The organism is Achromobacter sp. 1L-A-4-B-C2 (assembly GCF_057291955.1).
In genome coordinates this window covers 1,393,115-1,419,261 of record NZ_JBXAWP010000001.1, presented here as the reverse complement: position 1 = coordinate 1,419,261, position 26,147 = coordinate 1,393,115, and the positions used below count along the sequence as shown (strand labels likewise).

At 65.8% G+C, this 26,147-nt stretch carries 24 protein-coding genes, 1 pseudogene and 1 riboswitch; of the genes and pseudogenes, 14 read left to right on the top strand and 11 right to left on the bottom strand.

Annotated elements, in window-relative coordinates; genetic code table 11:
- Positions 1 to 873, bottom strand: coding sequence for a VOC family protein (locus AC0Z35_RS06525; protein ID WP_120157242.1), 873 nt, complete (start codon positions 871 to 873; stop codon positions 1 to 3).
- Here AC0Z35_RS06525 and AC0Z35_RS06520 point away from each other — a divergent pair.
- Together AC0Z35_RS06520 and AC0Z35_RS06515 are read left to right on the top strand one after the other, a co-directional pair.
- Positions 872 to 1,000 carry a hypothetical protein gene (locus AC0Z35_RS06520; RefSeq protein ID WP_255444113.1) on the top strand — a complete coding sequence of 43 codons (129 nt, stop codon included), beginning with the start codon at positions 872 to 874 and terminating at the stop codon, positions 998 to 1,000. The two genes, AC0Z35_RS06525 and AC0Z35_RS06520, sit on opposite strands and share 2 nt — an antisense overlap.
- Positions 1,001 to 1,151: 151 nt before the next feature.
- Positions 1,152 to 2,789 (top strand): dipeptide ABC transporter ATP-binding protein, encoded by a 1,638-nt coding sequence (locus AC0Z35_RS06515; RefSeq protein WP_485131091.1) that lies wholly within the window; start codon positions 1,152 to 1,154, stop codon positions 2,787 to 2,789.
- A gap of 7 nt (positions 2,790 to 2,796) precedes the next feature.
- Here AC0Z35_RS06515 and AC0Z35_RS06510 read toward each other — a convergent pair whose 3' ends face one another.
- The 3 genes from AC0Z35_RS06510 to AC0Z35_RS06500 form a co-directional block, all read right to left on the bottom strand.
- A complete protein-coding gene (locus AC0Z35_RS06510; RefSeq protein ID WP_485131092.1) occupies positions 2,797 to 5,289 on the bottom strand; it encodes a branched-chain amino acid ABC transporter ATP-binding protein/permease in 2,493 nt (830 codons plus the stop codon).
- Positions 5,289 to 6,167, bottom strand: coding sequence for a branched-chain amino acid ABC transporter permease (locus tag AC0Z35_RS06505; RefSeq protein ID WP_046803008.1), 879 nt, complete (start codon positions 6,165 to 6,167; stop codon positions 5,289 to 5,291). The genes AC0Z35_RS06510 and AC0Z35_RS06505 overlap by 1 nt, the downstream gene beginning before the upstream one ends.
- Positions 6,168 to 6,232: 65 nt before the next feature.
- Positions 6,233 to 7,423 carry an ABC transporter substrate-binding protein gene (locus tag AC0Z35_RS06500; protein ID WP_319301961.1) on the bottom strand — a complete coding sequence of 397 codons (1,191 nt, stop codon included), beginning with the start codon at positions 7,421 to 7,423 and terminating at the stop codon, positions 6,233 to 6,235.
- Between the two features lie 230 nt (positions 7,424 to 7,653).
- Here AC0Z35_RS06500 and AC0Z35_RS06495 point away from each other — a divergent pair, with 230 nt between their 5' ends.
- The 3 genes from AC0Z35_RS06495 to AC0Z35_RS06485 all read left to right on the top strand — a co-directional run bounded on the left by AC0Z35_RS06495 (position 7,654) and on the right by AC0Z35_RS06485 (position 10,204).
- A complete protein-coding gene (locus AC0Z35_RS06495) occupies positions 7,654 to 8,616 on the top strand; it encodes a polysaccharide deacetylase family protein (protein WP_485131093.1) in 963 nt (320 codons plus the stop codon).
- Between the two features lie 174 nt (positions 8,617 to 8,790).
- Positions 8,791 to 9,561, top strand: coding sequence for a GntR family transcriptional regulator (locus AC0Z35_RS06490; RefSeq protein ID WP_104142592.1), 771 nt, complete (start codon positions 8,791 to 8,793; stop codon positions 9,559 to 9,561).
- A 1-nt stretch (position 9,562) separates the two neighbouring features.
- A complete protein-coding gene (locus AC0Z35_RS06485; RefSeq protein ID WP_046803011.1) occupies positions 9,563 to 10,204 on the top strand; it encodes a flavin reductase family protein in 642 nt (213 codons plus the stop codon).
- Between the two features lie 9 nt (positions 10,205 to 10,213).
- Here the strand turns inward: AC0Z35_RS06485 and AC0Z35_RS06480 are convergent.
- Both AC0Z35_RS06480 and AC0Z35_RS06475 read right to left on the bottom strand, forming a co-directional pair.
- Positions 10,214 to 10,744, bottom strand: a pseudogene (locus tag AC0Z35_RS06480) (HipA domain-containing protein); the annotation flags it as partial.
- Between the two features lie 95 nt (positions 10,745 to 10,839).
- On the bottom strand, positions 10,840 to 11,763 hold the full coding sequence (locus AC0Z35_RS06475; protein ID WP_485131094.1) for a LysR family transcriptional regulator: 924 nt from the start codon (positions 11,761 to 11,763) through the stop codon (positions 10,840 to 10,842).
- Positions 11,764 to 11,926: 163 nt separating this feature from the next.
- Here AC0Z35_RS06475 and AC0Z35_RS06470 point away from each other — a divergent pair, with 163 nt between their 5' ends.
- The 9 genes from AC0Z35_RS06470 to metF all read left to right on the top strand — a co-directional run bounded on the left by AC0Z35_RS06470 (position 11,927) and on the right by metF (position 20,558).
- Positions 11,927 to 12,910, top strand: a complete 984-nt coding sequence (locus tag AC0Z35_RS06470; protein WP_485131095.1) for a tripartite tricarboxylate transporter substrate binding protein — start codon at positions 11,927 to 11,929, stop codon at positions 12,908 to 12,910.
- Between the two features lie 157 nt (positions 12,911 to 13,067).
- Positions 13,068 to 14,489, top strand: coding sequence for a 3-isopropylmalate dehydratase large subunit (gene leuC, locus AC0Z35_RS06465; protein ID WP_120157235.1), 1,422 nt, complete (start codon positions 13,068 to 13,070; stop codon positions 14,487 to 14,489).
- Positions 14,486 to 15,142: a 3-isopropylmalate dehydratase small subunit gene (gene leuD, locus AC0Z35_RS06460; protein WP_314355292.1), complete on the top strand. Its 657-nt coding sequence runs from the start codon at positions 14,486 to 14,488 to the stop codon at positions 15,140 to 15,142. Before leuC ends, leuD begins: the two co-directional genes overlap by 4 nt.
- A gap of 21 nt (positions 15,143 to 15,163) precedes the next feature.
- Positions 15,164 to 16,051, top strand: coding sequence for an alpha/beta fold hydrolase (locus tag AC0Z35_RS06455; protein ID WP_485131096.1), 888 nt, complete (start codon positions 15,164 to 15,166; stop codon positions 16,049 to 16,051).
- Between the two features lie 79 nt (positions 16,052 to 16,130).
- Positions 16,131 to 16,367 (top strand): DUF1289 domain-containing protein, encoded by a 237-nt coding sequence (locus AC0Z35_RS06450; protein ID WP_046803018.1) that lies wholly within the window; start codon positions 16,131 to 16,133, stop codon positions 16,365 to 16,367.
- 111 nt (positions 16,368 to 16,478) lie between these two features.
- Entirely contained in the window at positions 16,479 to 17,528 is a 1,050-nt protein-coding gene (locus AC0Z35_RS06445) for a glycosyltransferase family 4 protein (protein WP_485131097.1), read from the top strand.
- A gap of 61 nt (positions 17,529 to 17,589) precedes the next feature.
- Positions 17,590 to 17,737, top strand: a riboswitch (S-adenosyl-L-homocysteine riboswitch).
- A gap of 100 nt (positions 17,738 to 17,837) precedes the next feature.
- Positions 17,838 to 19,256 carry an adenosylhomocysteinase gene (gene ahcY, locus AC0Z35_RS06440; protein WP_046803020.1) on the top strand — a complete coding sequence of 473 codons (1,419 nt, stop codon included), beginning with the start codon at positions 17,838 to 17,840 and terminating at the stop codon, positions 19,254 to 19,256.
- Between the two features lie 124 nt (positions 19,257 to 19,380).
- On the top strand, positions 19,381 to 19,716 hold the full coding sequence (locus tag AC0Z35_RS06435) for a phage holin family protein (protein ID WP_006224804.1): 336 nt from the start codon (positions 19,381 to 19,383) through the stop codon (positions 19,714 to 19,716).
- Positions 19,716 to 20,558, top strand: a complete 843-nt coding sequence (gene metF, locus AC0Z35_RS06430; protein WP_046803021.1) for a methylenetetrahydrofolate reductase [NAD(P)H] — start codon at positions 19,716 to 19,718, stop codon at positions 20,556 to 20,558. Before AC0Z35_RS06435 ends, metF begins: the two co-directional genes overlap by 1 nt.
- Before the next feature lie 73 nt (positions 20,559 to 20,631).
- On the opposite strand, the gene AC0Z35_RS06425 is transcribed toward metF, so the two are convergent.
- The 5 genes from AC0Z35_RS06425 to AC0Z35_RS06405 form a co-directional block, all read right to left on the bottom strand.
- A complete protein-coding gene (locus AC0Z35_RS06425) occupies positions 20,632 to 21,678 on the bottom strand; it encodes a tripartite tricarboxylate transporter substrate-binding protein (protein ID WP_485131098.1) in 1,047 nt (348 codons plus the stop codon).
- A 177-nt stretch (positions 21,679 to 21,855) separates the two neighbouring features.
- A complete protein-coding gene (locus AC0Z35_RS06420) occupies positions 21,856 to 22,722 on the bottom strand; it encodes a proteasome-type protease (RefSeq protein ID WP_046803022.1) in 867 nt (288 codons plus the stop codon).
- A 54-nt stretch (positions 22,723 to 22,776) separates the two neighbouring features.
- Complete coding sequence (locus AC0Z35_RS06415) at positions 22,777 to 23,580, bottom strand: transglutaminase family protein (RefSeq protein ID WP_046803023.1); 804 nt, start codon at positions 23,578 to 23,580, stop codon at positions 22,777 to 22,779.
- A 15-nt stretch (positions 23,581 to 23,595) separates the two neighbouring features.
- Positions 23,596 to 24,570, bottom strand: coding sequence for an alpha-E domain-containing protein (locus AC0Z35_RS06410; protein ID WP_046803024.1), 975 nt, complete (start codon positions 24,568 to 24,570; stop codon positions 23,596 to 23,598).
- A 2-nt stretch (positions 24,571 to 24,572) separates the two neighbouring features.
- Positions 24,573 to 26,003, bottom strand: a complete 1,431-nt coding sequence (locus AC0Z35_RS06405; RefSeq protein WP_046803025.1) for a circularly permuted type 2 ATP-grasp protein — start codon at positions 26,001 to 26,003, stop codon at positions 24,573 to 24,575.
- Between the last annotated feature and the right edge of the window lie 144 nt (positions 26,004 to 26,147).

The following is a 26,147-nucleotide window of genomic DNA, read 5'->3' as shown; positions in this document are numbered from 1 at the left end:
TCAGGCCGCCTCTTGCACAAAAACTTGCAGCGCACCCGCGCCTGCTTCCGGCGGCACCACCAGTTCGCCTTGGGCGTTGGCGCGATAGTTCACCTGATTGGCGTCGAACAGCGCGCGCGTTTTTGCCAGGTCGCGCACACCGATGACCGATCCGGCAAACCAGCCGCCGCCCGCCGATGCCGGCAAGCCGGCCGGAATGCGAACGCGGGGGTAACGCTGTTCAAACGCGGCAGGGCTGAGGAAGTCGATGCGCAGGCTGCCGCGACGCACTTGCAGGCCGTTGTCGGGCAGCGCGCTGATGGCAATGGCGCCGAACACGCGCTCATAACCCGCACGCAAAGAGGCGGGATCGGGGTGCACGGCGACCAGCGATTCGATGCGCCGAGCGCCATTGGCGTGGTCCTGCCATTGCGGGCGATACACCAGGTGGCGCGTCAAGTGGCCGCACGTGAAGAAGTCGGGCACGCCCAACAGGCCGGCCGGAAAATTCGTGTTGATCCACGCCGCGTCTTCACTGCCTTCGGGCAGATGCACGGGGCGTCCGCCGCTTTGCGGATCGTCAGCCGTAATGCCCAACCGCGCCAGTTCCTGGTGCACGGCGGTGCTGTCGGTGGTTTGCAGCGCGGTGGCGACGGGGCCTTCGTAGGCATCGTCGTAACCGCTGAAGCGCGACTCGGCTTTCAGTTCTTCTGGGAAATAAAGCAGCTCCAGATAGTTCGCATCAAGAATGATGGTCTGGTTGCGCGTGCCGCGATGGTGCCTGCCTTGCGGGGCCAGGCTGAATCCCAGCTTCACGTAGCGGTCCGTCGCCGCCTGCAGATCGTTGACCCGGATGATGTAGTGGTCTAGGCCGGTGACTGAGGGAAGAGACATGGAATTCCTGGATTCGCGTTGGGAAGACCTGAAGTCTGTCGCACGTGGCGGCGCGCTTGAACGATTGAATTCGCATGTGGATATCTGGTTTTCATTTCATGTCGCGTACGACGGGCTGCGTGCCTGATCCAATATGAACAAATGAGAAATCAGCATTTCGCAGTGCGTGTGGCGCGGGCCTACTATCGGCGGCTTCCTCCCGGCAGAACCATCACGTCGCCTTGCAAGCCCGGCATGCCTGTGCGGGTCTACCTAGGCGGCGCAAGGCTTGAACCAACATGACCCAATTGCTTCACATCCAGAATTTGACGGTGGACCTTCCGCCGGGCGCCGACCGACCGCACGCATTGAAAGACCTGACGCTTAGCGTGAAGGCGGGCGAGATCGTGTGCGTGGTGGGCGAAAGCGGGTCCGGAAAATCGTTAACGGCGGGCGCCATCCTGGGCCTGTTGCCGCAGGGCGTGCGGGCCAGCGGCGGACAGATTCATTGGGAAGGCCAGGACCTGCTGCAAATGTCGCCCGAGGCCTTGCGCCGTTTGCGCGGCCGGCGTATCGGCATGATCTTCCAAGAGCCCATGACGGCTTTGAATCCGCTGCGCACCATCGGCGATCAGATAGGCGAGGTCTTTCGCACCCACACCCGTCTGCCGAACGCTGAAATCGCGCGGCGCACGCTGGACCTGCTCGAGTCGGTCCGCCTGCCGAATCCCAAGCAGGCCGTACACGCCTATCCGCATGAACTGTCTGGTGGCCAGCGCCAGCGCGCGATGATCGCCATGGCTCTTGCCCTGGAGCCGGCGCTGCTTATCGCGGATGAACCGACGACCGCGCTGGACGTCACCACGCAGTCGCAGATACTGCACTTGATACACGACCTGCAACGGCGCAAAGGCACGGCGGTATTGTTCATCACGCATGACTTCGGCGTGGTCGCCGAGATTGCGGATCGGGTGGCGGTGATGCAGCAGGGGGTGTTGGTCGAAAGCGGTTCCGCTGAGCAGGTCCTGGAGCGCCCGCAGCACCCGTACACGCGCGCGCTGATTGCAGCGGTGCCGCCGTTGGAACCGGCCGCCGTGCGCGCGACGCTGGACGCCGATGCGCCGGTCATCTTGCAGACCCGGGCGCTGTCCAAGACGTATCGCAAGCGCGGCGCGTTCTGGCGTCCGGACCGCGTGACGCATGCGCTGGACAACGTCGGCCTGACGCTGCGAGAGGGCCAGACGCTGGGCATCGTCGGCGAAAGCGGATCGGGCAAGTCCACGCTGGCGCGCACGCTGCTGGGCTTGCAGGCGCCCAATGCGGGCAGCATCGTGCTGGCGGGCGAGCCGCTGGCGTTCAAGGGAGCCACCGCGCGCCGCGCGCATGCCAGGCGCGTGCAGATGGTGTTCCAGGATCCGTATGGGTCGTTGAACCCGCGCCAGCGCGTGGGTGAAATCGTGGCGCAAGGCCCGATGGTGCACGGCATGCCCCGGCGCGAGGCGTGGGCGCTGGCGCAAGAGCTATTTGAGCTGGTCGGCCTGTCGGCGGATGCGGTTAAGCGCTATCCGCACGAATTTTCGGGCGGACAGCGGCAGCGCGTGGGCTTGGCGCGCGCCCTGGCGATGCGGCCGCGCGTGCTGATCGCGGACGAACCCGTCTCGGCGCTGGACGTGTCGGTGCAGGCGCAAGTGCTGGCGTTGCTGGCGCGGCTGCGACTGCAACTGGGCTTGTCCATCGTGTTCATTACGCACGATCTTCGGGTGGCGGCGCAGGTCTGTGATCACGTGGCCGTCATGAAAGACGGAAAGATCGTGGAGGAGGGGGACTGCGCGGACGTCTTCAGACACCCCGCGCATCCGTACACGCAAGCGCTGCTTGCCGCCGTGCCTGGCCGCCGCTGGGACCCGGGCAGCGTGGCGGTGCGACAAGCGGCCTGATGCGCCGCTATGCGCCCAGATACGCGCGTGCCAGCGCGCCGTCCTGTGCAATTTCCGCTGCCGTGCCATGCGCCGCCACGCGTCCCGATTCCAGCACATAGGCCCGGTCGGCCAATGACAGCGCCAGCGCCGCCATCTGGTCCACCAGCAGAATCGTCATGGATTCCGCGCGCAGGCGGTCCAGCGCTTCGAACAGTTCGTCGATGATCTTGGGCGCCAGGCCCAGCGATGGTTCGTCCAGCAGCAGGATCACGGGCTTGGACATCAAGCCGCGCGCAATCGCCAGCATCTGTTGTTCGCCGCCTGACAACAGGCCGGCGCGTTGATGCAGGCGTTCGCGCAGGCGCGGAAAGCGCGTCAGCATTTCTTCGACGCGCGCCTCGCGGTCTTGCGGATGCAGGAAGGCGCCCAGCCGGATGTTGTCCAGCACGCTCAGGCCGGGAAACACCTGCCGCCCCTCGGGCACCAACACCAGCCCGCGCGCAACGATGCGGTCGGCGGCCAGGCCGTTCAGTTCGGTGCCTTGCAGGTGCATGCCGCCCTCGGCGGGCCGATGCAGCCCGGCCAGCGTGCGCATCAGCGTGGATTTGCCGGCGCCGTTCGCGCCCAGCAAGGTCACCATCTCGCCTTGCCGCACTTGCAGGTCGATGCCGTGCAGCACGGGGTTGGCGCCGTAGCCGGTGACCAGATTTCCCACCCCCAGCACTTCGGGCCCGATGGCGGCGCCGGCCGGGCGCTGCCGGGCGGCGGGCGCGCGCCGGGCGTTTTCATCGCCCAGATACGCCTGACGCACGGCTGGCGACTGCTGGATCTGCGCGGGGTTGCCCTTGGCCAATTCACGACCGGCGTCGATCGCCACGATGTGATCGGACACGCCCATCACCAGCGCCATGTCGTGTTCCACCAGCAGCACGCCGGCGCCCGCATCGGCGATGCGTCGCAGCAGACTCGCCAGGCGCGTCTTGTCTTCGCGCGACAGGCCGGCAGCGGGCTCGTCCATCAACAGGATGTCGGCGTCGGTGGCCAGCGCGCGCGCAATTTCGACCAGCCGCCGGTCCACGTGCGGCAGGTCGGCGGCGGGCACGTCAAGCGCGCCTTCGTAGCCGCAGAAGGCCAGCAGCGCGCGGGCGCGTTCGCGCACGTCCGCTGCCAGGTAGCGGCGCGAGGCCAGCAAGCCGCCCAGTCGGCCACGCACCATGCCCAGCGCCACGTTGTCTTCCACCGTCAACGTGTCGAACAGCTGTGACGTCTGGTAGGTGCGCGCAATGCCGCTGCGCGCCACGCGATAGGCGGGCAGCGCGGCCAGCGGCGCATCGCCCAGCGACACCGCGCCGCTGGTCGGTTGGTAGTAGCCGCTAAGCATGTTGATGACGGTGGACTTGCCCGCGCCGTTGGGCCCGATCAACGCGGTGACGGCAGCGGGAGGTACGTCGAACGACACGGACTGCACCGCGCGCACGCCGCCAAAAGTCATGGTCAGCGCGTCGGCGCGCAACACGCGCCGGTCGCGCGCGGCGGCCGCCATGCCGCCACCTTGGCGCGGCGCCAGCGCGTGGTTCGCCGCGCGCCGCCGCCAGCGTGACAGCAAGCCCGCGACGCCATCCGGCGCGGCCCACAACACCACCAACAGGAATGCGCCGAAGAACAGCAGCCGGTATTCCTCCAGGCTGGACAGCAGTTCGGGCAGCAGGCCCACCACCACCGCGCCCAACAAGGGGCCGGCCAACGAGCCCGCGCCGCCCAGCGTTACCGCCAGCACGAACAGGATCGACTGCATGAAGTTGAAGTTGTGCGGCGTAATCATGCCGGCTTGCGGCGCAACCAGCCCGCCCGCCAGGCCGACCACCGCGGCCGACACCATGAACGCCACGGTCTTGACCATCAAGGGGTTGATGCCGATGGATTCGCTGGCCGTCTCGCTGTCCTTGACGGCCCGCATCGCCGCGCCCCAAGTCCCGCGCGATAGCAGCGCATAAGCCGCCAACGCCACGAAGACGGCAACGATGGCCAACATCGCCACGCCCCGGTCGCCACCGATACCGGCAAGCGAGGGCTGCACGATGCCCATCAATCCGTTCTGCCCACCCGTGATGTCGCCGCCTTCGATCAGCGCGTGTTCCACGATGAAGCCGAAGGCGATGGTGATCATTGCCAGGTACGGCCCTTTGACGCGCAACGCCGGCAGCGCCAGCAGCAGGCCAAAGGCGCCCGCCACGAGCGCTGCGGCCGGCCACGCCAGCCAGAAGCTCCAGCCCGCCTGGCCCGTCAGGATGGCCACGGTGTAGGCGCCGATGGCGTAAAAGCCCGCGTGTCCGAATGACATCTGGCCGGTCAGGCCCAGCAATACGTTCAGGCCGATGCCGGCCAGCGCCAGCAGCGCCACGTTGCCCAGCACGAAGACGTAGTAGCCGTTGACGGTGGCCGCCAGCGCCAGCGCCGCCACGGCCAGCACGGCGTACAGCGCCAGCGGTAGCCAGCGCGATGCAAGTTGCTTATTCATCAGACCTTCCTGACATCGGCGCGGCCGAAGAGTCCGTTGGGACGCACGGCCAGCATGACGATCACCAGCGTGAAGCTGATGATCTGGGTGTATCCGGAGCCCAGCGCCACGGTGATCAGCGCTTCGACCACGCCGAACAACAGGCCCGCGATCATCACGCCCCAGGCGCTGGTGATGCCGCCCAGGATGGCGACCACATACGCCTTCAGCCCGAACAGCGTGCCCATGTCCGCCTGCACATTGAACAGCGGCGCGACCAGTGCGCCGGCCACGCCCGCGAACAGCGTGGACACGGCAAACGCGGCCATGATGGCGTGGCGCACCGGGATGCCCATCAGGCGCGCGGCGTTCGGGTTCTGCACCACGGCCAGCAATGCCACGCCCCAGCGCGTGCGACGCGACAGCGTATGTAGCGCGGCCGCCAGCGCCAGCCCGACCAGCGGGATCAGCAATTGCAGCGGATAGATGCCCAGCCCCAGGCCACCGATTTCAAGCGGGGCCTGGGCCAGCGGAGACGGCAGGCTGCGCGGCTCTTTGCCGAAGGTGAACATCACCACGTTGTCCAGCACGATGCCCAGCGCCACCGTCGACATCAGCCACGCGTTGGAACCCCGGCTGGCGAACGGCCGCACCGCCAGGCGTTCGACCACCAGGCCATACACGCCGCACAAGGCCAGCGCCACCAACAGCGCGGGCGCAAGCGGCCAGCCCAGTGTCTGCGCAAAGGTATAGGTCAGCACGGCGCCCAACATCATGGAACTGCCCTGGGCGAAATTCACCGTCCCCGACACGGCGTAGGTCAGGTAGAAGCCCAGGGCCATCAGCCCATACATGCTTCCCAGACCCAGGCCGCTGACTATGGCGGACATCAACAACATGCGCGTCTCCCGCGTGATTCAAGTGCTGGTTTGCGTGGCGGCCGGCGATGCCGTGCCGCGCCGCCTTATTGCGTGCCCTTGACGGGCAGGATGCGGTTGTCGATGAACTGCGTCCACACGTAGTCGTCCTCGCGCAGCGCGTCGTGCGAGGTCGGCGTGAAGGGTTGTTCGTAGGTCTTGATCAGGCCGTCGTACTTGCCGATCTTGTAGAAGCCCTGGCGGACGGCATCGCCATCGGTGGAGCCGGCCTGCGCAATCGCCAGCGCCGCCAGCTGCATGCCGTCGTACGCGTTGGCCACGCCCACGGCGGGGGTGATGTCCTGCGGGCCCTTGATGTCGGAATACTTGGTCTTGAGCGCCTGCATCACCTTGTCGCCCACCGGCCCTTGCTTGCCAAAGAAGCTGTAGGTCTGCACGAAGTGCACGTTCTTGGCGTTGGGGCCGGCCAACTCCGTGAAGCGGCCACCGGCCGGGCCCCAGTGCGACACGATGGGCACCTTCCAGCCCATGCGGTCCAGCGACTTCACCACTTGCGCCGACGGGCCCACGTTGCCCACCAGGAACAGCGTGTCGGCGCCTGCGGCCTTCAGACGGCTCAGTTGCGGCACGACGTCCAGATCATTCGGCTGGAATTTTTCAGTGCCGGCCGGCGTGACCTTGGCGGCGGCCATGGCCGCGTTCAGGCCTTTTTCGTTCGATTCGCCCCACGGGTTGTTCACCAGGATCAGGCCGGGCTTGGCCGTCTGGAAGGTCTTTTGCGCGTACTGGAGCATGGCGCTGTCGACGATTTCGTCCATGGCCGACACGCGGAACACAAAGTTCGGGTTGCCCTTGTTCTGCGTGATGGCGGTGCCCGCGGCCCACGGGCCCATGAACGGCACCTTTTCCTGATTCACGATGGGCACGATGGCCATCGACACCGGCGTGTCCAGGCCGCCAAACAGCACGGCTACCTTTTCCTTGAAGATCAGCTCGCGCGCGGCGGCCATGCCCTTGGCGGGATTGCCTTCGTCATCGCGCCGCACCAGCACGATCTGGCGTCCGCCCAGCAAGCCGCCCTTGGCGTTGATCTCGTCGATGGCGATGGTCATGCCACGCGTGAGCGCTTCGCCGGCGCGCGCCGATTCACCCGACAGCGCGGTGATCAGGCCGATCTTGATGGGGTCGGCGGCAAGCGCCGGTTGCAGGGCGAGGCCGGCCGTGAAGAGGGCGGCGGCGGTGGCGCGAAGCAGGAAGGAACGGCGGGTCGGGACCATCGGGGCACTCCTGAAAAAGTGGAACGGATCTTGCATGGGGATAAGTGCTGCTTGCGTAGCCCATGCAAGATCCATGCCATCTGTGCCGACCTGGTCGCCGGGGGTGTCGATCACTGCGCCACGAGGGGCAAGCAGCGTCTTTGAACGTGGTTTGTCTGCGTCAAAGCCGAGTTTTGTTTCCAAAGCTTCTGGAATTTTGTTAACAATCATGCATCAGGATTTGCACCAAAATGAATCCAACCTTGCTCGCAAGCACTAATCCGGGGCGTGACGACGCCAATGCGTGGACGCCCGCCGCGTTGGCCTGCCATGGCCGTTTCGCCTATCAGGGCATCGCCGACCGTCCCGACTACACCTGGCCGAACGGCGCGAGGCTGGCCGTGTATCTGGGCTTCAATATCGAACACTTTGCGTTTGGCGAGGGGCTGGGAGCCGAATTGGGGCCCGCATCGCCGCATCCTGACGTGCTGAACTACGCCTGGCGCGAATACGGCAACCGCGTCGGCGCGTGGCGCTGCCTGGATCTATTCGACCAGCTGCGCTTGCCGGCTGGCGTGCTGGTCAACACCGCGCTGTATGACCATTGCCCCGAACTTGTCGAGGCGTTTCGCGCGCGCGGCGACGAACTGATCGGCCACGGCTACAGCAACGCGCATCGCCAGGGCGGCTTGCCGGAAGAAGAGGAAAGCGCGCTGCTGGCGCATTGCCGCGATCGCATCGAGCAGCATGTCGGGCAGGCGCCGGCGGGCTGGTTGTCGCCGTGGATATCCGAAAGCCACGCCACGCCCGACCTGCTGGCCGAGGCCGGCTATCGCTATACATTGAACTGGTGCCATGACGATCAGCCCATGCGCATGCGCACCCGCGCGGGCGACCTGTGGGCCATTCCTTATCCGCAAGAGCTCAACGACATCCCGATGATCATGGGCCGCAAGATGGACGCGCGCGACTTTGCCGATATGATTCTTGACCAGTTCGAAGAGATGCGCGCACAGTCCGCCCGCCAGCCGCTCGTGATGGGCATTGCGCTGCATCCCTATATCGTCGGGCAGCCGTACCGCTTGCGTCATCTGCGGCGGGCACTGGAACCGCTGGCCGCCGCGCGCGATCGCGGAGAGATCTGGTTCACCACGCCCGGTGAAATCTGCCGCCATGTGGACGGCCTGCCACCGGGGGTGATCGCGGCGCTTTGAGCAGCCATCCAGAGCAGCCATCCAGAGCGGCCATCATGAGGGGCTATCTAAAGCAGCCATCCAGCGCGGCCACCGATTGCGCCATCCCTCGCCCCGCTTGTCCGTACGCTTGTCCGTCCGCCTGTCTTGCCCGTCTTGCCCTTTCATTGCCCGAGTCCATTGCCCGAGTCCAGCATGCCAACCCGACAATCCGCCAAACCCCGCGCCAAGCCCGCCGCCCGTGACAACATCGGCGCCACGCCCGACCCAGGTGCCGTCGTTCCCGAGGGAGCGCCCGACAGCGACATGGAGCGCCGCATCTGCGAAGCCGTCTATGAAAGCGTGATGAGCCAGCGGCTGACGCCCGGCACGAAGCTGCCCGAAGCGGCCATCTGCGAATTGTTCGGCGTGTCGCGCTCGGTGGCGCGCAAGGCCTTGCAGCGGCTGGCGCACGAGCATGTGGTGGACCTGCACCACAACCGGGGCGCCGTGGTGGCCGAGCCCACGCCCGAAGACACGCGCCAGATCTTTCAGGCGCGCCGCGCGCTGGAGGCCGCGCTGTTGCCGCTTGCCGTCGCGCGCGCCACCAAGGCCGACTACGCATCGCTGCGCAAGCAGCTGCGCGATGAGCACGCACTCTTGCACCGCGCCGGCCAGCCCGCCTGGGCACGCCAGGCCAGCGCTTTTCACGTGCGCCTGGGCGAGCTTTCCGGCAACGCCATCCTGCACGGCTACCTGGCGGAACTGGTGTCGCGCTGCTCGCTCATCGTGGCCCTGTACGAACCGCCCGGCAATGCCGCGTGCGAACACGGCGAACACGTGCTGATCGTGGACCTGATGGAACGCGGCGACGTGGCCGAGGCCGTGAAGATCAACGACAACCACCTGGCGGACCTGGAGCGGCGCATCAGCCTTGAGCGCCCGCAGCCCGCGCAAACCCTTGCCCAGATGCTGGGACTGGCCTGATATGGAAATCGACTTCGACGCTATCACCGAATACCAGCGCTACAAGCTGATGGCCAGCCTGATCGTGCCCCGGCCGATTGCGCTGATCACCACCTTGTCGGAAACCGGCGTGGTCAACGCCGCGCCGTTCAGCATGTTCAACATGCTGGGCGAAGATCCGCCCATCGTCATGGTCAGCATCAACCGGCTGGAAGACGGCGGCCTGAAGGACACGGCGCGCAACATCGCCCGCGACAAGGAATTCGTGGTGCACCTTACCGACGAAGCCATGGCCGAAAAAATGCACCGCTGCGGCGACCGCCTGCCCGCCGACGTCAGCGAGCTTGCCCACGCGGGCCTGGACGCCGCGCCCAGCCACCACGTCAAGCCGCCGCGCATCGTGCAGGCGCCCGTCGCCTTCGAATGCACGCTGTACGAAACCATGGAAACCGCCAGCCGCCAGATCTTCATCGGCCAGGTCCGCTGGCTGCACGCCCGCGACGGCCTGATCGACACGGACACCTGGCGCGTGCGCTTGCAAGACTACTTCCCGGTAGGCCGCTTCGGCGCCAGCTTCTACGTCACCACCCGCGACCGCTACGCCATCGGCGCGGGGGAAGCCCCGGCGGGAACAACGGCAAGTACGGCGATTGATGAAATTTGAGGGGGGCGGCTACGCCCGCCGTGGCGCGGCCAGCCCGTCGGACCGTCCGATGACCCGCGCGGTATTTAACGGCGTGTCCGCGGCCTCATAGCCGGCATTGGCGATCGCGTCTTCAAGGCCACGATATTGTTGACCGAGCTTTGGACTGCGCAATGCGCACATGCCGTCGTTCCAGGCGTGCACCATTTGCTTGGCGATCCAACGCCATTGCGGCTCGTTCTTTGCCGCTTCGATGACTTCATTGCCCACCTCCACGGCCGATTCACATAGTTGTTCGACCATGGCGTGGTACTGCCTGGAAGCGATGCCCAGCCGGGCCAGCATGAACTTGGCCAGCGTGTTTCCCGGCGCCCACGTCTTGCGCCCGTCCACAGATAGCGCAGGGGCGCTGTTGCTGAACTGGGGATAGGCCTGGGTGGTGACGACGTCATAGATCGGCGTGTAAGCCACATCGTCGCGTGACGTGTAATACAGCGCGATGTTCTTGGCATGGCAATCCGCGTTACGGACCACATAGTTCGCGAGCAGATGCCACGCATAGTGCAGGCTTCATGTGGCCCGCCGGCTACAAAGTCTCGCACGACAGGGCATTTTGTAGCCCCGGGGCTACAAGTCGACTGTGTCGGCGGCCTGCATCACCACGCTCCTCCCGCCCCGCCCGGCGCCTTCAGATACCGCGCAAATCGTTGGGCCAGAAAGTCCACGAACGCCACCGTCTTGGCCGGCAGGTTCAGGCGTTCCGGGTATAGCGCATGAATGTCGGCGGGGGGAGTGCGCCAGTCGGCCAGCACTTCGCGTAGCCGGCCGTCGCGCAGGTAGGCGGCGGTTTCCCATTCCGAGCGCATGACGATGCCGTGGCCGTCCAGTGCCCATTCCAGCGCGCTTTGGCCGTCGTTGGAGCTGACCGGGCCGCGCACCTTTACGGTTTCGGCGCGTTGGCCGGCTTGCAGGCGCCAGGTGCCGTAGGCGACGTCGTTCTCGCGGACGACGATGCAGCGGTGGCGTTGCAGGTCGCCCGGCGTGCGGGGTTCGCCGTAGGCGTCCAGGTAGCGCGGCGAGGCGCACAGGAGCCGGCGGTTGGAGGCGATCTTGCGGGCAGTCAGGCGGGCGTCGGGCAGGTCGCCGAAGCGCACGGCAACGTCGAACCCTTCTTCGATCAGGTTCAGCGGCCGGTCCGTCAGCCGCATCAACACTTCCACGTCGGGGTACTGCCGCGCGAAGTCGGATACGGCGGGCACGATGTGGGCGCGGCCGAAGCCGAAGGTGGCGTTAAGCCGCAGCAGGCCTTGGGGTTGGGCGCGGGCGCTGGATACCGAGCGTTCCAGCGCTTCGAGGTCGGCCAGGATGCGGCCGCCCTCGGCCAGATATAGCTCGCCTTCTTGCGTGACGCTGACGCGGCGTGTGGTGCGGTTCAGCAGGCGTACGCCCAGCCGCTGTTCCAGCCTGGCCAGCCGCGCGCTGACGGCGGGCGGGGTCAGGCCCAGTTCGCGCGCGGTGGCGGACAGGTTGCCGTGTTTGACCACCAACGAGAAGAAAGCGAGATCGGAAAGGGCGTCCATGGCAGGTAGCGCGGGCAGGCGCGCAGGGCTATTTATAAATTCAATTTAATAAAGAATTCGTTTTACCGCGAATTATAAGAATCGACCCCGCTTATACACTGGCCTCACCCAAGCAGAGCCGCACGGGACCTCCCATCAACGCGGCCAATCGAGGAGACAACGCATGAAGATCAAACCGACCACCCGCGCCTGGTGCGCGGCGCTAGTTGCTGGCGCCTGTTGGAGCCTGTCGGCTGCCGCCGCCGACGCATTTCCCGACCGCGCCGTGACGTTGGTTGTGCCGTTTGCGCCCGGCGGCAGCGTCGATATCGCCGCGCGGCTGATCTCGGACGCGTGGGCGCGCGCGCTGGGGCAAAGCGTGATCGTTGAAAACCGCGCGGGCGCGTCGGGCAACATCGGCATGGCCGCCGTGGCGCGCGCGCAGCCCAACGGCTACACGCTGGCCATCAACACGATGTCGCTGGCCATCAACCCGGCGCTGTTCAAGGACATGCCGTTCGATACGAAGAAGGATCTGCGTTCGGTGGGCACGGTCGGTACGTCGCAACATGTGCTGACGGTGACCAACGCCCTGCCCGTGAAGAACGTCGGTGAACTGCTGACCTATGTGCGCGCGCGGCCCGCCAACGATCTGAGCTTTGGCTCGGCGGGCACGGGCAGCACCTTCCACATGGCGGCGGAGCTGTTCAAGTCGGTGTCCAAGACGCAGATTCTGCACGTGCCGTACAAGGGTGGCGGGCCGGCCATGGTCGACACCATCAGCGGGCAAGTGCAGATGAGCTTTCCGGTGCTGTCGGCCGCCAAGCCGCAGGTGGACGGCAAGAAGTTGCGTGCGCTTGGCGTGACGGGCACCACGCGTTCGCCGCTGTTGCCCGATGTGCCGACCATCGCGGAATCCGGCTTGCCCGGGTATGAGTTCAACACCTGGTTCGTCATCAGCGCGCCGGCCGGTACGCCGCAGCCGGTGATCGACACCTTGAACGCAAAGCTGGCCCAGGCGCTGCAATCGCCGGAGCTCAAGGCGCGCATGCAGCGCGAAGGCTTTGACCCGCTGGTCTCCACACCCGCCAAGACGGACGACATGGTGGCCGCCGAGATGACGCGCTGGGCAGGGGTGGTGAAGGACGCCGGCATCCAGGCGAACTGAGCCGGCTGACTGAGCCGGCCCACTGCGCCGCCCAGAAAACACAGCAAGACGCAGCAAGACGCAGCAAGACCCGTCCGTCGGCAAGGCGGGCGCCCCGCGTCAGGCAATCAAGCAATCAAGCAATCAAGCAATCAGGCAAGACATAAGGAAGCAAGACATGCCCGGCATGACGCTGTACGACAAACTGGTGGCCAGCCATGAGGTGGCCCGCATCGATGACGAGCATATCCTGCTGTACGTCGATCTGCACATCATGAACGAATACACCAGCCCGCAAGCCTTCAGCGGACTGGCCGCGCGCGGCAGGGCCGTGTTGCGGCCAGGGCAGCAGATGGCGGTGGTGGACCACATCATCCCCACGCATCCCGTGCCGTCGGCGTTGCGCGTGATTGCCGATGAAGCCTCGTCGCGCCAGGCCGTGAACCTGAAGCGCAATTGCGATGCGCAGCACATTGCGCTGTTCGATACGACCGACCCGTTGCAGGGCATCGAACACGTGATCGCGCCCGAGCACGGCATGATCCTGCCCGGCATGGTGGTGTTGTGCGGTGACAGCCACACGACCACCTACGGCGCGCTGGGGGCGCTGGGCTTTGGTATCGGCACGTCCGAGGTTGAACACATCCTGGCCACGCAGACGCTGGTGTACCGCGTGGCGCGCAACCTGCGCATCCGCGTGGACGGCACGCTGGGCGTGGGCGTGTCCGCCAAGGACCTGGTCATTTATCTGGTGCATCGGATCGGGGCGCAAGGCGCGCGCGGGCACGCGGTGGAATTTAGCGGCCACGCTATCGAGGCGCTGTCCGCCGAGGCCCGCATGACCTTGTGCAACATGACGGTGGAGGCCGGCGCGCGCGCCGCGCTGATCGCCCCGGACGCCACCACCGACGCCTACGTGACCGCGCACGCGCCGCAACTGCATGGCGACCTGCTGACGCAGGCGCGTGCGTACTGGGCCACCCTGCGCAGCGACTCGGATGCGGCCTTTGATGTGGAACACACGTTCAACGCCGCCGACATCGCGCCGTTTGTCACGTGGGGCACCAGCCCCGACCAGGCGCTGCCGATCACGGGCCACGTGCCTGACCCGCAAGCCGAACCCGATCAGCTGGCGCGGCTGGCGCTGGAAAAGGCGATGGACTACATCGGCCTGGCAGCGGGGGCGCCGATTGCGGGCGTGCCGGTGGACCGCGTCTTCATCGGGTCCTGCACCAACGGGCGCATCGAAGACCTGCGTGTCGTGGCCGACCTGGCGCGCGGCAGAAAAGTGGCCGATGGCGTGCGCGCCATGGTCGTGCCGGGCTCGGGCGCGGTGCGCGCGCAGGCCGAGGCCGAAGGACTCGCGGCGGTGCTGATCGAAGCGGGCTTCGAATGGCGGCAACCCGGCTGTTCGATGTGCCTGGCCATGAACGACGATGTGCTGCGGCCCGGCGAGCGCTGCGCGTCCACTACCAACCGTAATTTCGAAGGCCGCCAGGGGCGGGCAGGGCGCACGCACCTGATGAGCCCCGCCATGGCCGCCGCCGCCGCGCTGGCCGGCCGCATTGTCGATGTCCGTGAATGGAGTCTTGCCAAATGAACCCGTTGATCGAAGGCGTGGCCGCGCCGCTGCCGTTTTCCAATCTGGACACCGACCAGATCATGCCCAAGCAGTTTTTGCGCATCATCGACAAGGCAGGGCTGGACCGTGGCCTGCTGTACGACCTGCGCTTTGACGAGCATGGCGCACCGCGCGCGGACTTTGTGCTGAACCAGGACGCTTACGCGGGCACGTCGGTGCTGGTGGCCGGACCCAACTTTGGCTGTGGCTCCAGCCGCGAACACGCGGTGTGGGGCTTGCAGCAATTTGGCATCCGCGCCGTGATCGCGCCCAGCTTTGGCGAGATCTTCTACTTCAACGCGGTCAACAACGGCTTGCTGCTGGTCAGCCTGCCCGCCTTGAAAGTCGACGCCTTGCTCGCGCGGGTGTCCAATACGCAGGAATCGGGCGGCAACCGCGTGACCATCGACGTCATGGCGGGGCAGGTGCGCGCGGCGGATGGCTGGACGGCAGGCTTTGCGCTGCCCGAACGCCATCGCCGCATGTACGCGCAAGGCCAGGACATGGTGGGCGCGTCGCTGCTGCAATTGCCCGATGTTGAACGGTTCGAGGCGGCGCATTGGGCGCGGCATCCGTGGATGAAGGATGTGGCGCGCACCGTGCGCGACCGCCTGGATCGGGCAGCACGATAAATCCACAAGGAGGCAGTATCCATGACCGCATTCTTCGACTTGCCGGTGCGCCGTATCCAGACCAATGGCGTTGAGATCGCCGCGCGCATCGACGGGGCGGGCCCGCCGTTGCTGCTGCTGCACGGCCACCCGCAAACGAGCGCCATCTGGCACCGCGTGTGGCCGGCGTTGACGCAGCATCGCACCTGCGTGGCGGCCGATTTGCGGGGTTATGGCGACAGCACCAAGCCTGCGGCCTCGCCCGGCCACATTGCGCATTCAAAGCGCGAGATGGCGGCCGACATGGTTGGGCTGATGCAAGCGCTGGGGCATGCGCGTTTCGACGTGCTGGCGCACGACCGCGGCGCGCGCGTGGCGCACCGAATGGGGCTGGACCATGCCGAGGCCGTGTCGCGCATGATGCTGCTGGATATCGCGCCGACGCTGGACATGTACGAGGGCACGACGCGCGCGTTCGCCCAGGCGTACTTCCATTGGTTCTGGCTGATCCAGCCCACGCCGGGGCCGGAGACGATGATCGAGCATGACCCGGTGTTCTATCTGCGGTCGGTGATGGGCGGCCGACCCGGTGGGCTGGCGCATTTTTCCGCCGAGGCAATGGCGGAATACGAACGCGCGGCGCGCCTGCCGGGCTGGGCCACCGGTCTTTGCGAAGACTATCGCGCATCCGCCACGGTGGACCTGGACCATGACCGCGCCGGCCGCGCCAACGGCGAAAGGCTGCGCATGCCCGTGCGGGCGCTGTGGGGCGAACGCGGCGCGGTGGGCAAGAATTTTGACGTGCTGGCGCTATGGCGCGCCATCGCCGATGACGTGTCGGGCGGCCCCTTGCCGGGGGCGCATTACCTGGCGGAAGAGTGCCCCGACGCGCTGCTGCAAGAGGCCGGCGCCTTCTTCGGATGGCGGTAGGCGGCAGGCGTCAACCAAGCCTTGGCGGGCGATAGGGCTATCCAAAAAGGGACACAACCCTGGTGGTAACCTTCGCCCCATGAATCGCCACTTCGCCAACCTTTCCGAACTACCCGACCCCGACGACGCGCAACGCGTCTTCAAGGCAACCGACTCCCCCTGCGTGGCCGTGTGCTCGACGCTGTTCGACGACATCTGCCGGGGTTGCGGCCGCACGGCCATGGAAGTGGCCAACTGGGTCTTCATGACGGAAGAGGAAAAGCGCGACGTCTGGGTGCGCATCAAGGCGCAGGGGTATCCCCGGCGCAATAACTGAAAGGCGCATTGCGGCGCGGGTGACCGCGCCCAGCGGCCGATCATCGCCGCCGTCTTGGTCATGTCACATGAAGCGGGCTAAATCGCGGTATCGCCCACTTCCGGCCCTATCATGCGCATCGTCCTGGTCACGGATGCCTGGCATCCGCAAGTCAACGGCGTCGTCCGCACCTGGACGACCATGCGGCAGATCCTGCAGGAATGGGGTCACGAACTGATCGTGGTCAGCCCGGAAGGCAGCCGCACCGTGCCGGCGCCATCCGAGCCGGATCTGCGGCTCTGCCTGCAACCCGGGCGGCAACTGCGCCGCATCCTGGGCGACACCATCCCCGACGCCCTGCACATCGCCACCGAAGGCCCGCTGGGGCTGGCGGCGCGACGCATGGCCCTGTCGCGCGACTGGGCGTTCACCACGTCGTTCCACACCATGTTCCCCGACTACCTGCAAGCGCGCATGGGCATACCCGCCGCCTTGCCGTGGCGGTATCTGCGCTGGTTCCACCGGCCGTCGCGATGCGTGCTGGTGCCCACGCCGACGGTGCGCGATGTGCTGGTGCGGCGCGGCTTGAGCAACTTGCGCATCTGGTCGCGCGGCGTGGACCCGCGCAAATTCCAACCCAGCGCCAGCCAGGCTCTCGCCCATCTGCCCCGCCCGGTTTTCCTGAGTGTGGGCCGCGTCGCGCGGGAAAAGAACCTGGACGCGTTCCTGGCGCTGGACCTGCCGGGCAGCAAGGTCGTGGTGGGCGCCGGCCCGGATGAGGCTCGGCTGAAAAAACGCTTTCCTGATGCGGTATTCCTGGGGATGCAACAGGACGATGCGCTGCCTTCGTTGTATGGCGCCGCCGACGTGTTCGTCTTTCCCAGTTTGACCGACACGTTTGGCCTGGTGATGCTGGAAGCGATGGCTTGCGGCACGCCCGTGGCGGCCTTTCGCAGCGAGGCGCCGCTGGCGGTGGTGACGCCCGGCGTGACCGGCTGCCTGGACGACGACCTGGCGCATGCTTGCCGCGCCGCCTTGCCGCTGGACCGCCACGCCGTGCGCGCGCACGCGTTGACCCGCAGCTGGGATGCCGTGGCGACCTCGTTGCTGGATGCCCTGGTGCCATTGAAGCCGCTGCCGCCGGAATCGACCTCCCGGCCCACGCCCGCGCAGGCGGGATGACGCGCGTTTTTTTTCAGGGACGGGTTTCCGCACCCCCGGCCAAACCGGTACAATCCCCGGCAATCCTGAGGAGCGTTGCGACGACCCCGTGGTTACCGCCTTGCACGGCACATCGTGCACATCTACGCGGAACCCGGCTCGCCAGGCTCAGGAATCCTTGTTCAAGCGCCGCGCCTTGCGCGTCGCTACAGCAACGGCGCTCACCTTTGTCGCATATGGCGGGAAAGGCGAGCACTCGACTGTCGTGGTGTATTCGCGTTGTCCGGCCATATCGTGCGCCGTTCGAAATTCACGTGGAGCCTACACACCATGAACGCTGTAACTGATAAATCCTTCTCCGATTACCTGGTTGCCGACCTGTCGCTGGCAGGCTGGGGCCGTCGTGAACTGGCCATCGCCGAAACCGAAATGCCCGGCCTGATGGCCATCCGCGAAGAGTTCGCCGCCGCGCAGCCGCTCAAGGGCGCGCGCATCGCGGGCAGCCTGCACATGACCATCCAGACCGGCGTGTTGATCGAAACGCTGGTGGCCCTGGGCGCCGAAGTGCGCTGGGCCTCGTGCAACATCTTCTCCACGCAAGACCACGCCGCCGCCGCCATCGCCGCGTCGGGCACGCCGGTCTTCGCCGTCAAGGGCGAAACGCTGGAAGAGTACTGGCAGTACACCCACAAGATCTTCGAATGGCCCAATGGCCAGCACGCCAACATGATCCTGGACGATGGCGGCGACGCCACGTTGATGCTGCACCTGGGCACCAAGGCCGAGAAAGACCTGTCGGTGCTGGCCAACCCGGGCAGCGACGAAGAACGCATCCTGTTTGCCGCCATCAAGGAAACGCTCAAGCGTGATCCGAAGTGGTATTCCACCCGCCTGGCGCAGATCAAGGGCGTGACTGAGGAAACGACCACGGGCGTGCATCGCCTGTACCAGATGTCGCAAAAGGGCGAGCTGGCCTTTGCCGCCATCAACGTCAACGACTCGGTCACCAAGTCCAAGTTCGACAACCTGTACGGCTGCCGCGAATCGCTGGTTGACGGCATCAAGCGCGCCACCGACGTGATGGTTGCCGGCAAGATCGCCGTCGTGGCCGGCTACGGCGACGTGGGCAAGGGCTGCGCCCAGGCGCTGGTCGCGCTGCGCGCCCAGGTCTGGGTCACCGAAATCGACCCGATCTGCGCCCTGCAAGCCGCGATGGAAGGCTTCAAGGTCGTGACGATGGACGAGGCCGCCGCGCATGGCGACATCTTTGTCACCGCCACCGGCAACTACCACGTCATCACGCGTGAGCACATGAACGCCATGAAGGACCAGGCGATCGTCTGCAACATCGGCCACTTCGATAACGAAATCGACGTTGCCGGCCTGGCCGATTGCCAGTGGGAAGAGATCAAGCCGCAAGTCGATCACGTGATCTTCCCGGACGGCAAGCGCATCATCCTGCTGGCCCAGGGCCGCCTGGTGAACCTGGGTTGCGCCACCGGCCACCCGTCGTTCGTGATGTCGTCCTCGTTCGCCAACCAGACCATCGCCCAGATCGAACTGTTCACGCGCAACGAAGCCTACAAGTCGGGCGAAGTCTATGTGCTGCCCAAGCACCTGGACGAAAAGGTTGCCCGCCTGCACCTGAAGAAGCTGGGTGTGAAGCTGACGACGCTGCGCAAGGATCAGGCCGACTACATCAACGTGCCGGTCGAAGGCCCCTTCAAGCCCGAGCACTACCGTTATTGATGGGTTGAAAGCACAATAGGAAAGACCCGCGCCATGTTGGCGCGGGTTTTCCGAACCGCGGATTTCCCTGTTTTTGTCTGTCGAAGCCAGGGCCGCGGAGCGTCAATACAGGAGTTCGAACATGGTGACATTGATACTCGTCTGGATTCTGAACGCGGTGGCCCTGCTGGCTGTTGCTTACCTCTTGCCCGGCATTGCCGTGGCCAGTTTCGGGTCTGCGCTGATCGCCGCGCTGGTGCTGGGTCTGGTGAACATGCTGGTCAAGCCGGTGCTGGTGCTGCTGACGCTGCCCATCACGATCGTCACCCTTGGGCTCTTCCTTATCGTCATCAACGCCTTGTTGTTCTGGTTCGTCGGCTCCGTGCTGAAGGGCTTCCAGGTCAACGGGTTCTGGTGGGCCGTGGGCGGTGCCATTCTGTACAGCATCATCTCTGGCCTGCTTACCAAACTGATCCCCTAATGTCTGACTCGACTTCCCCTGCTTTCAGCCTGGAGTTCTTTCCGCCGCGTGACCTGGCTGGTCAGGAACGGCTGGTTCGCGCGGCCAAGCAGATGCTGGCCATCCAGCCCAAGTACGTCAGCGTGACCTTCGGCGCGGGTGGTTCCACGCGCGCCGGCACGGCCGACGCCGTGCGCACGCTGCGTAACCTGGGCTGCGATGCCGCGCCCCACCTGTCTTGCGTGGGCGCCACGCGGCAGGATCTGCGCGACATTCTGCAAACCTACAAGAACGAAGGCGTGCGGCGCGTGGTGGCGCTGCGTGGCGACCTGCCTTCGGGCATGGGCGGCGATGCGGGCGAACTGCGCTACGCCAACGAACTGGTGTCGTTCATCCGCGAGGAAACGGGCGACTGGTTCCACATCGAAGTCGCGGCCTATCCCGAAATGCACCCGCAGGCCGCCAACCCGTCGCTTGACCTGGACCATTTCGTGGCCAAGGTAAACGCGGGCGCGGATGCGGCCATCACGCAGTACTTCTTTAACGCCGACGCCTATTTCGACTTTGTCGACCGGGCCCAGGCCAAGGGCGTGAAGGTGCCGATCGTGCCGGGCATCATGCCCATCACGAACCACACCCAGCTGCTGCGTTTCTCGGAAATGTGCGGCGCCGAAGTGCCGCGCTGGATCCGCCTGCGCCTGGCCGAGTTTGGCGACGACAAGGCATCCATCCGCGCTTTTGGCGTGGATGTGGTGACCGAGTTGTGCCAGACCCTGCTGGACAACGGCGCGCCCGGACTGCACTTCTACACCTTGAACCACGCGGAAGCCCCGCTGGCGGTGTGGAAGGAACTGGCGCTGTAATCGGTAAACGGTAAACGCTAAGCGCTAAGCGGTATCCGGCAAGCAGAAGGGGGGCAGAAATGCCCCCCTTTTTTTAATCCGCGTACACCCCTACCTTGCGGATGACGGTGCCCCACTTGTCTACCTCGGCTTGCAGCCAGGTTTGCAGGCCTTCGGGTGTCTGCTTGGATTCCGGCACGATCTCGGCGCCCAGCTCTGCCATCTTTTGCGAGAACGCCGGGTCCTTCAGCGCCGCGCGCAACGCCGCGTTGAACTTGTCGATGGCTTCTGGCGGCGTGCCCTTGGGCGCATAGACGCCGTGCCACACCTTCACCTCAAAGCCCTTCAAACCGCCTTCCTGTAGCGTCGGCGCGTCCGGCAGCGTCTTGATGCGGTCCAGTGTGGTGACACCGAACAGCTTGACGCGGTCGGCCTTGATCTGCGGGATGGTCTGTGTGGTCTGGTCGCACAGCACGTCTACCTGGCCGCCCAGCAGCGCCGTCATCGCGGGCGCCGTGCCGGCATAGGGCACGGTGGTGAACTGCACGCCCAGCGATTCCTGCAACAGCATGCCGCACAGCTGCGACACCGCGCCCAGGCCCGCGTTGGCCAGGTTGATCTTGTTGCCGTTTTCACGCGCGTACTTGATAAAGCCCGCCATGCCGTCGGCCGGCAAGTCCTTGCGGCCCAGCAGCGTCATGGGCACGTCCGCCACCTGGCCGACGTAAGCGAAGTCGGTCAGCGGGTTGAACGACAGCTTGCGATACAGGGCCGGCGCGGTCGCCATGCCGTTGTGGTGGATCAGGAACGTGTAGCCGTCCGGCGCCGCGCGCGCCACATGCTGCGAGGCCAGCGTGCCGCCCGCGCCGGTGCGGTTTTCGATGATGATGCTTTGCCCAAGCGTCTTGGCCATGGACGCGCCCAGGCTGCGCGCCACGACGTCCGTCGGCCCGCCAGCGGCGAACGGCACGACCAGCGAAATGGGGTGGTTGGGGTAAGCGCCTTGCGCACTGGCGGAGCCCCAGGCAAGGCAGGACAGGGCCAGTGCCGGCCAGGCGGCGCGAATAGAGGCGCGAATGGTCGCGCGAAGGGAGGCGCGAACGGAGGCGCGATCGGCCACGCGCGCGAAATGATGGGGCATGTCTCGCTCCTTGTGGTTTTTTGATGGACCCCAGTGTGGCCCGTCGGAACAAGGATGAGAATTCGCCGTTTTTCAAGCCAGGTTTCAGCGGGCGGAAAGGCGGGTTAACGCGGATTGCCGCTTGGCTGGCGCGGATCGCTGGTGATGTAACGGGGATTGCCGCTTGCCGCTTGCCCCCTAACTGGCCTGATCCTTGCCTGGATCCTCGGCCAGCACTTGCGGCGCGGGGTAGCTGCTGGCCGGGGGCGCATTGACGGGTTCAACACGCAGCGGCTGGTGCACGCGGCTGGGCGGCACCAGCGAACCGGGGTCGTTGGGGTTGGTCCACAGCGGGTCCGGGATTTCGGCAAAGACCTGGCGCAGGCGCTCGCCCCAGGTGCCCCGGATCATGCGGAAATACTCGTTGCGTTCGTCGATGCTGGCAAAGTGGGTCACGCGCAGCGTGTCGGTGTCGTAGACCAGCAGGTCCAGCGGCAGGCCCACCGAGATGTTTGACCGCAAGGTCGAGTCCATGGAGATCAGCGCGCACTTGGCGGCCTCGTCCAGCGACGTGTCCGGGCGCAGCACGCGGTCCAGGATGGGCTTGCCGTACTTGGCTTCGCCGATCTGGAAGTACGGGCATTCCTGGCTGGCTTCGATGAAGTTGCCGGCCGCGTAGACCTGGAACAGCCGGCAGCCTTCCGTGCCGATCTGTCCCCCGAAAATCAGGCTGACGTTGAACTCCACGCCCTGTTCCTGCAACGCGGGCGCCTCGCGGCGGTAGACCTCGCGCACCGCCGCGCCCACGCAGCGGGTGGCCTCGAACAGGTCGGGCGCGTTCCAGATGGTGTCGCCGCCTTCGTCGTGCTGGCGCGCCAACGCATGCAGCACCGCCTGGCTGACGGCCAGGTTGCCCGAGCTCATCAGCACCATGACGCGCTCGCCCGGGCGCTCGAACACGGTCATTTTTCGGAAGACGCTGATCTGGTCGACGCCGGCGTTCGTGCGGGAGTCAGAAAGGAAAACCAGGCCGGCATCAAGGCGGGCGGCTACGCAATAGGTCATGATCGATCATTCAAAGAAACCACGCCGCATTGTATTGCGGCGTGGGCGCGGCGGTTATTGCTGGCCGGACGTCTGCACCTGCACGCTGATCTCCATGGATTCTTCACCCCCGCCGCTGCGCACGCCGCGCACGGGCGAGGCGGAATCGTAATCCCGCGCCACGGCCAGGCGGCAATGGCTGTCGGACGCGAATTGGCGGTTGGTGACGTCGATACTGGTCCAGCCGATGTCGGGCAAAAACACGTCGGCCCAGGCGTGGCTGGCCGAGTGTTCGGTGGTGGTGTGCACGTAGCCGCTGACGTAGCGCGCGGGCACGCCCAACCCGCGCACGCAGGCCAGGAACAGGTGGGCGTGGTCCTGGCAGACGCCGTGGCCCATCGCCAGCACCTGGTTGGCGGCCGTGGTCACGTCGGTGGTGCCGGGTTCGTACGCCACGCGGTCGCTGATGGCGTTGGCCAGCGCCAGGATGTCGTCCTGGGTGCCCAGGCCATTGGGCAGCACGCCGCGCACGAAGGCCAGAATGGTGTCGTCCGCCTGGGTCAACGGCGTCTGCACGCAATAGGCGTGCACGGGCAGGCGGCTGTCTTCGCTACCTAAAAGGCCACGCGTCAGCGGCGCCACCTGCACCTGCCCGACCACACGCAGTTCGATATCGGTGTGCGGGCGGTTCAAGGTCAGCGTGTGGGTGATGTTGCCGTACGCGTCCACCTGCTTTTCCAACGCGCCGGGCGCTTCGATGTGCCACCGCAGCACGCGCTGGTGTTCGTCGTCGCGCGGGGTCATGCGCAGCGTCTGGATGCTGTAGGTAACCGGCGCCGTGTAGCGGTAGTGCGTGACGTGCGTGATGAACTGTTTCATGGGGCTGTCTCCGTGTTATGCCGACAGCGGGACCAGGAAGTCCTGGCTGATCCGGTTGCCCAAATCGTTGATGCGGTCCAGGAAATGGTCCAGGTATTGGTGCAGGCCGCTATCCAGAATGTCCTCGACGCGGCCAAATTGCAGCTCGGCGCACAGCATGCCCGCGCGGCGCTGGGTCTCGGTTGAGCGTTGGTTGGAGACGCGCGCCAGGTCTTCGGACACGGCTCGCATCGACGACAGCAGCGAACGCGGCATGTCGGGGTGCAGGATCAGCAGCTCGGCCACGCGGTCCGGCGTGATGACGTCGCGGTACACCTTGCGGTAGATCTCCAGCCCGGACACTGAACTGAGTAGTGCCGACCAACGATAGAACTCGCTTTGCAGCGCCGCGGTGCCCGAGCCTTCGCCGCGCGCTTCCGTCGTGGCCTGGCTGCCGCGTTCGTGGAATTTCACGTCCAGCATCCGGGCGGTATTGTCCGCGCGTTCCAGGTGCATGCCGATGCGCAGGAAATACAGCGCCTCGTCTTCCAGCATCGTGCCGATCGTGACGCCCCGCGCCAGATGCGAGCGGAACTTCACCCATTCAAAAAACTCACCGGGGTTGCGTTCCAGCAGGCCTGTGTGCAAATGCTTAAGCAATTCCAGCCAGGTGGTGTTGTAGGTTTCCCAGACCTCGGTGGTCAGGCTGCCGCGCACGGCGCGGGCGTTTTCCCGGGCCGCGCGCATGCAGGAATAGATCGACGATGCGTTCTCCGGATCACGCACCATGTACTGCAACACGTCGTTGGGCGAGATGGACGCGTACTTGGTTTGATACAGCCCTTGCAGCTCGGAGATGCGCAGCACGCCCAGCCACGAGCCTTCGCGCGTTTGCGGGTCTTGCGGCAGCAGCGACATTTGCAGGTTCACGTCCAGCATGCGCGCCGTGTTTTCGGCGCGTTCAATGTAGCGGCACATCCAGAACAGGTTGTCGGCGGTTCGGCTCAGCATGTTCAGTCCTCCAGAACCCAGGTGTCTTTGGTGCCGCCGCCCTGGCTGCTGTTGACCACCAGCGAGCCTTCGGTCAGCGCCACGCGGCACAGGCCGCCGGGCACCGTGCGGATGTCCTTGCCGCACAGCACGTACGGGCGCAGGTCGATGTGGCGCGGCGCGACGCCGGATTCCACATAGGTTGGCACGGTAGACAGCGCCAGCGTGGGCTGCGCGATGTAGTTGGCCGGGTTGGCGCGCACGCGTTCCTTGAAGGCCTCGACCTCGGCGCGGCTGGCGGACGGGCCCACCAGCATGCCGTAGCCTCCGGCGCCATGCACTTCCTTGACCACCAGGTCGTGCATGTTGGCCAGCACGTGTGACAGTTCATCAGGCCGCCCGCAACGCCAGGTTGGCACGTTGGAGAGGATGGGCTCTTCGCTGAGATAGAACCGGATCATGTCCGGCACGTAGAGATAGGTGGATTTGTCGTCGGCGATGCCGGTGCCGATGGCGTTGGCCAGCGTGACGCGGCCCGCGCGGTAAACGGACAGCAGGCCGGGCACGCCCAGCGCCGAATCGGCCCGAAACGACAGCGGGTCCAGAAAATCGTCGTCCAGCCGGCGGTAGATAACGTCCACCTTGCGCGGGCCTTGCGTGGTGCGCATGTAGACGGTGTTCTGTTCCACGAACAGGTCTTGCCCTTCGACCAGTTCCACGCCCATCTGCTGGGCCAGGAACGCGTGTTCGAAGTAGGCCGAGTTGTACATCCCGGGCGTCAGCACCACCACGGTGGGATCGTCGCCGCCATGCGGGGCCACTTCGCGCAGATTGTCCAGCAGCAGGTCGGGATAGTGCGCCACCGGTTCGACCTTGATGCGGCTGAAAGCATCGGGCATCAGCCGCATCGACATCTTGCGGTTTTCAAGCATGTACGACACGCCCGAGGGCACGCGCAGGTTGTCTTCCAGCACATAGAATTCACCCGCACCGGCCCGCACGATATCCACGCCGGCGATGTGGCAGTAGATGTCCTCGGCCACGTCCACGTCTTGCATTTCTGGGCGGTACTGGGCGTTCAGGAATACCTGTTCGGCCGGCACGATGCCCGCGCGCACGATGTCGTGGCCGTGGTAGATGTCGTGGATGAACATGTTCAGCGCGCGCACGCGCTGCTTCAGGCCGGCTTCCAGGTGGCGCCATTCGTCGGCGGGAATGATGCGCGGGATCAGGTCGAACGGGATCAGGCGTTCGGTGCCGGCGGCGTCGCCGGCGACGGAAAACGTGATGCCGACCCGGCGAAAGCTAAGGTCGGCTTCCAGCCGGCGCACGGCCATGGCCTCGGCCGACTGCTCTTGGTGCCAGCGTTCGAACGCCTGGTATTGGGAGCGTATGCCGCCTGCGCTGTCGCGCATTTCGTCATAAGCGGCGGGACGGGATGGTCTGTCCTTCATGGCTCCTCCGATGCTGTGCCTGCTGCCGGCTTGTGGTGGCCGGCTTGCACGCCGTCAACCCGGCCGATGATTGGCCGGTCACAAACAATAAGCAACCTGCATGCCAGCTTTCGGGGACACAGGGCCCGTGGGCACAATATCCTC

Bases quoted from the DNA above. Each gene is read 5' to 3' on its own strand.
- AC0Z35_RS06455 (WP_485131096.1), top strand. From the start codon at position 15,164: ATGACCGCATTCTTCGACTTGCCGGTGCGCCGTATCCAGACCAATGGC.
- leuC (WP_120157235.1), top strand. From the start codon at position 13,068: ATGCCCGGCATGACGCTGTACGACAAACTGGTGGCCAGCCATGAGGTG.
- AC0Z35_RS06515 (WP_485131091.1), top strand. From the start codon at position 1,152: ATGACCCAATTGCTTCACATCCAGAATTTGACGGTGGACCTTCCGCCG.
- AC0Z35_RS06505 (WP_046803008.1), bottom strand. From the start codon at position 6,167: ATGTTGTTGATGTCCGCCATAGTCAGCGGCCTGGGTCTGGGAAGCATG.
- AC0Z35_RS06450 (WP_046803018.1), top strand. From the start codon at position 16,131: ATGAATCGCCACTTCGCCAACCTTTCCGAACTACCCGACCCCGACGAC.
- AC0Z35_RS06425 (WP_485131098.1), bottom strand. From the start codon at position 21,678: ATGCCCCATCATTTCGCGCGCGTGGCCGATCGCGCCTCCGTTCGCGCC.
- ahcY (WP_046803020.1), top strand. From the start codon at position 17,838: ATGAACGCTGTAACTGATAAATCCTTCTCCGATTACCTGGTTGCCGAC.
- AC0Z35_RS06410 (WP_046803024.1), bottom strand. From the start codon at position 24,570: ATGCTGAGCCGAACCGCCGACAACCTGTTCTGGATGTGCCGCTACATT.
- AC0Z35_RS06510 (WP_485131092.1), bottom strand. From the start codon at position 5,289: ATGAATAAGCAACTTGCATCGCGCTGGCTACCGCTGGCGCTGTACGCC.
- AC0Z35_RS06420 (WP_046803022.1), bottom strand. From the start codon at position 22,722: ATGACCTATTGCGTAGCCGCCCGCCTTGATGCCGGCCTGGTTTTCCTT.
- AC0Z35_RS06490 (WP_104142592.1), top strand. From the start codon at position 8,791: ATGCCAACCCGACAATCCGCCAAACCCCGCGCCAAGCCCGCCGCCCGT.
- AC0Z35_RS06445 (WP_485131097.1), top strand. From the start codon at position 16,479: ATGCGCATCGTCCTGGTCACGGATGCCTGGCATCCGCAAGTCAACGGC.
- AC0Z35_RS06525 (WP_120157242.1), bottom strand. From the start codon at position 873: ATGTCTCTTCCCTCAGTCACCGGCCTAGACCACTACATCATCCGGGTC.
- AC0Z35_RS06485 (WP_046803011.1), top strand. From the start codon at position 9,563: ATGGAAATCGACTTCGACGCTATCACCGAATACCAGCGCTACAAGCTG.
- metF (WP_046803021.1), top strand. From the start codon at position 19,716: ATGTCTGACTCGACTTCCCCTGCTTTCAGCCTGGAGTTCTTTCCGCCG.
- AC0Z35_RS06405 (WP_046803025.1), bottom strand. From the start codon at position 26,003: ATGAAGGACAGACCATCCCGTCCCGCCGCTTATGACGAAATGCGCGAC.
- AC0Z35_RS06470 (WP_485131095.1), top strand. From the start codon at position 11,927: ATGAAGATCAAACCGACCACCCGCGCCTGGTGCGCGGCGCTAGTTGCT.
- AC0Z35_RS06520 (WP_255444113.1), top strand. From the start codon at position 872: ATGGAATTCCTGGATTCGCGTTGGGAAGACCTGAAGTCTGTCGCACGT.
- AC0Z35_RS06495 (WP_485131093.1), top strand. From the start codon at position 7,654: ATGAATCCAACCTTGCTCGCAAGCACTAATCCGGGGCGTGACGACGCC.
- AC0Z35_RS06475 (WP_485131094.1), bottom strand. From the start codon at position 11,763: ATGGACGCCCTTTCCGATCTCGCTTTCTTCTCGTTGGTGGTCAAACAC.
- AC0Z35_RS06415 (WP_046803023.1), bottom strand. From the start codon at position 23,580: ATGAAACAGTTCATCACGCACGTCACGCACTACCGCTACACGGCGCCG.
- AC0Z35_RS06500 (WP_319301961.1), bottom strand. From the start codon at position 7,423: ATGGTCCCGACCCGCCGTTCCTTCCTGCTTCGCGCCACCGCCGCCGCC.
- leuD (WP_314355292.1), top strand. From the start codon at position 14,486: ATGAACCCGTTGATCGAAGGCGTGGCCGCGCCGCTGCCGTTTTCCAAT.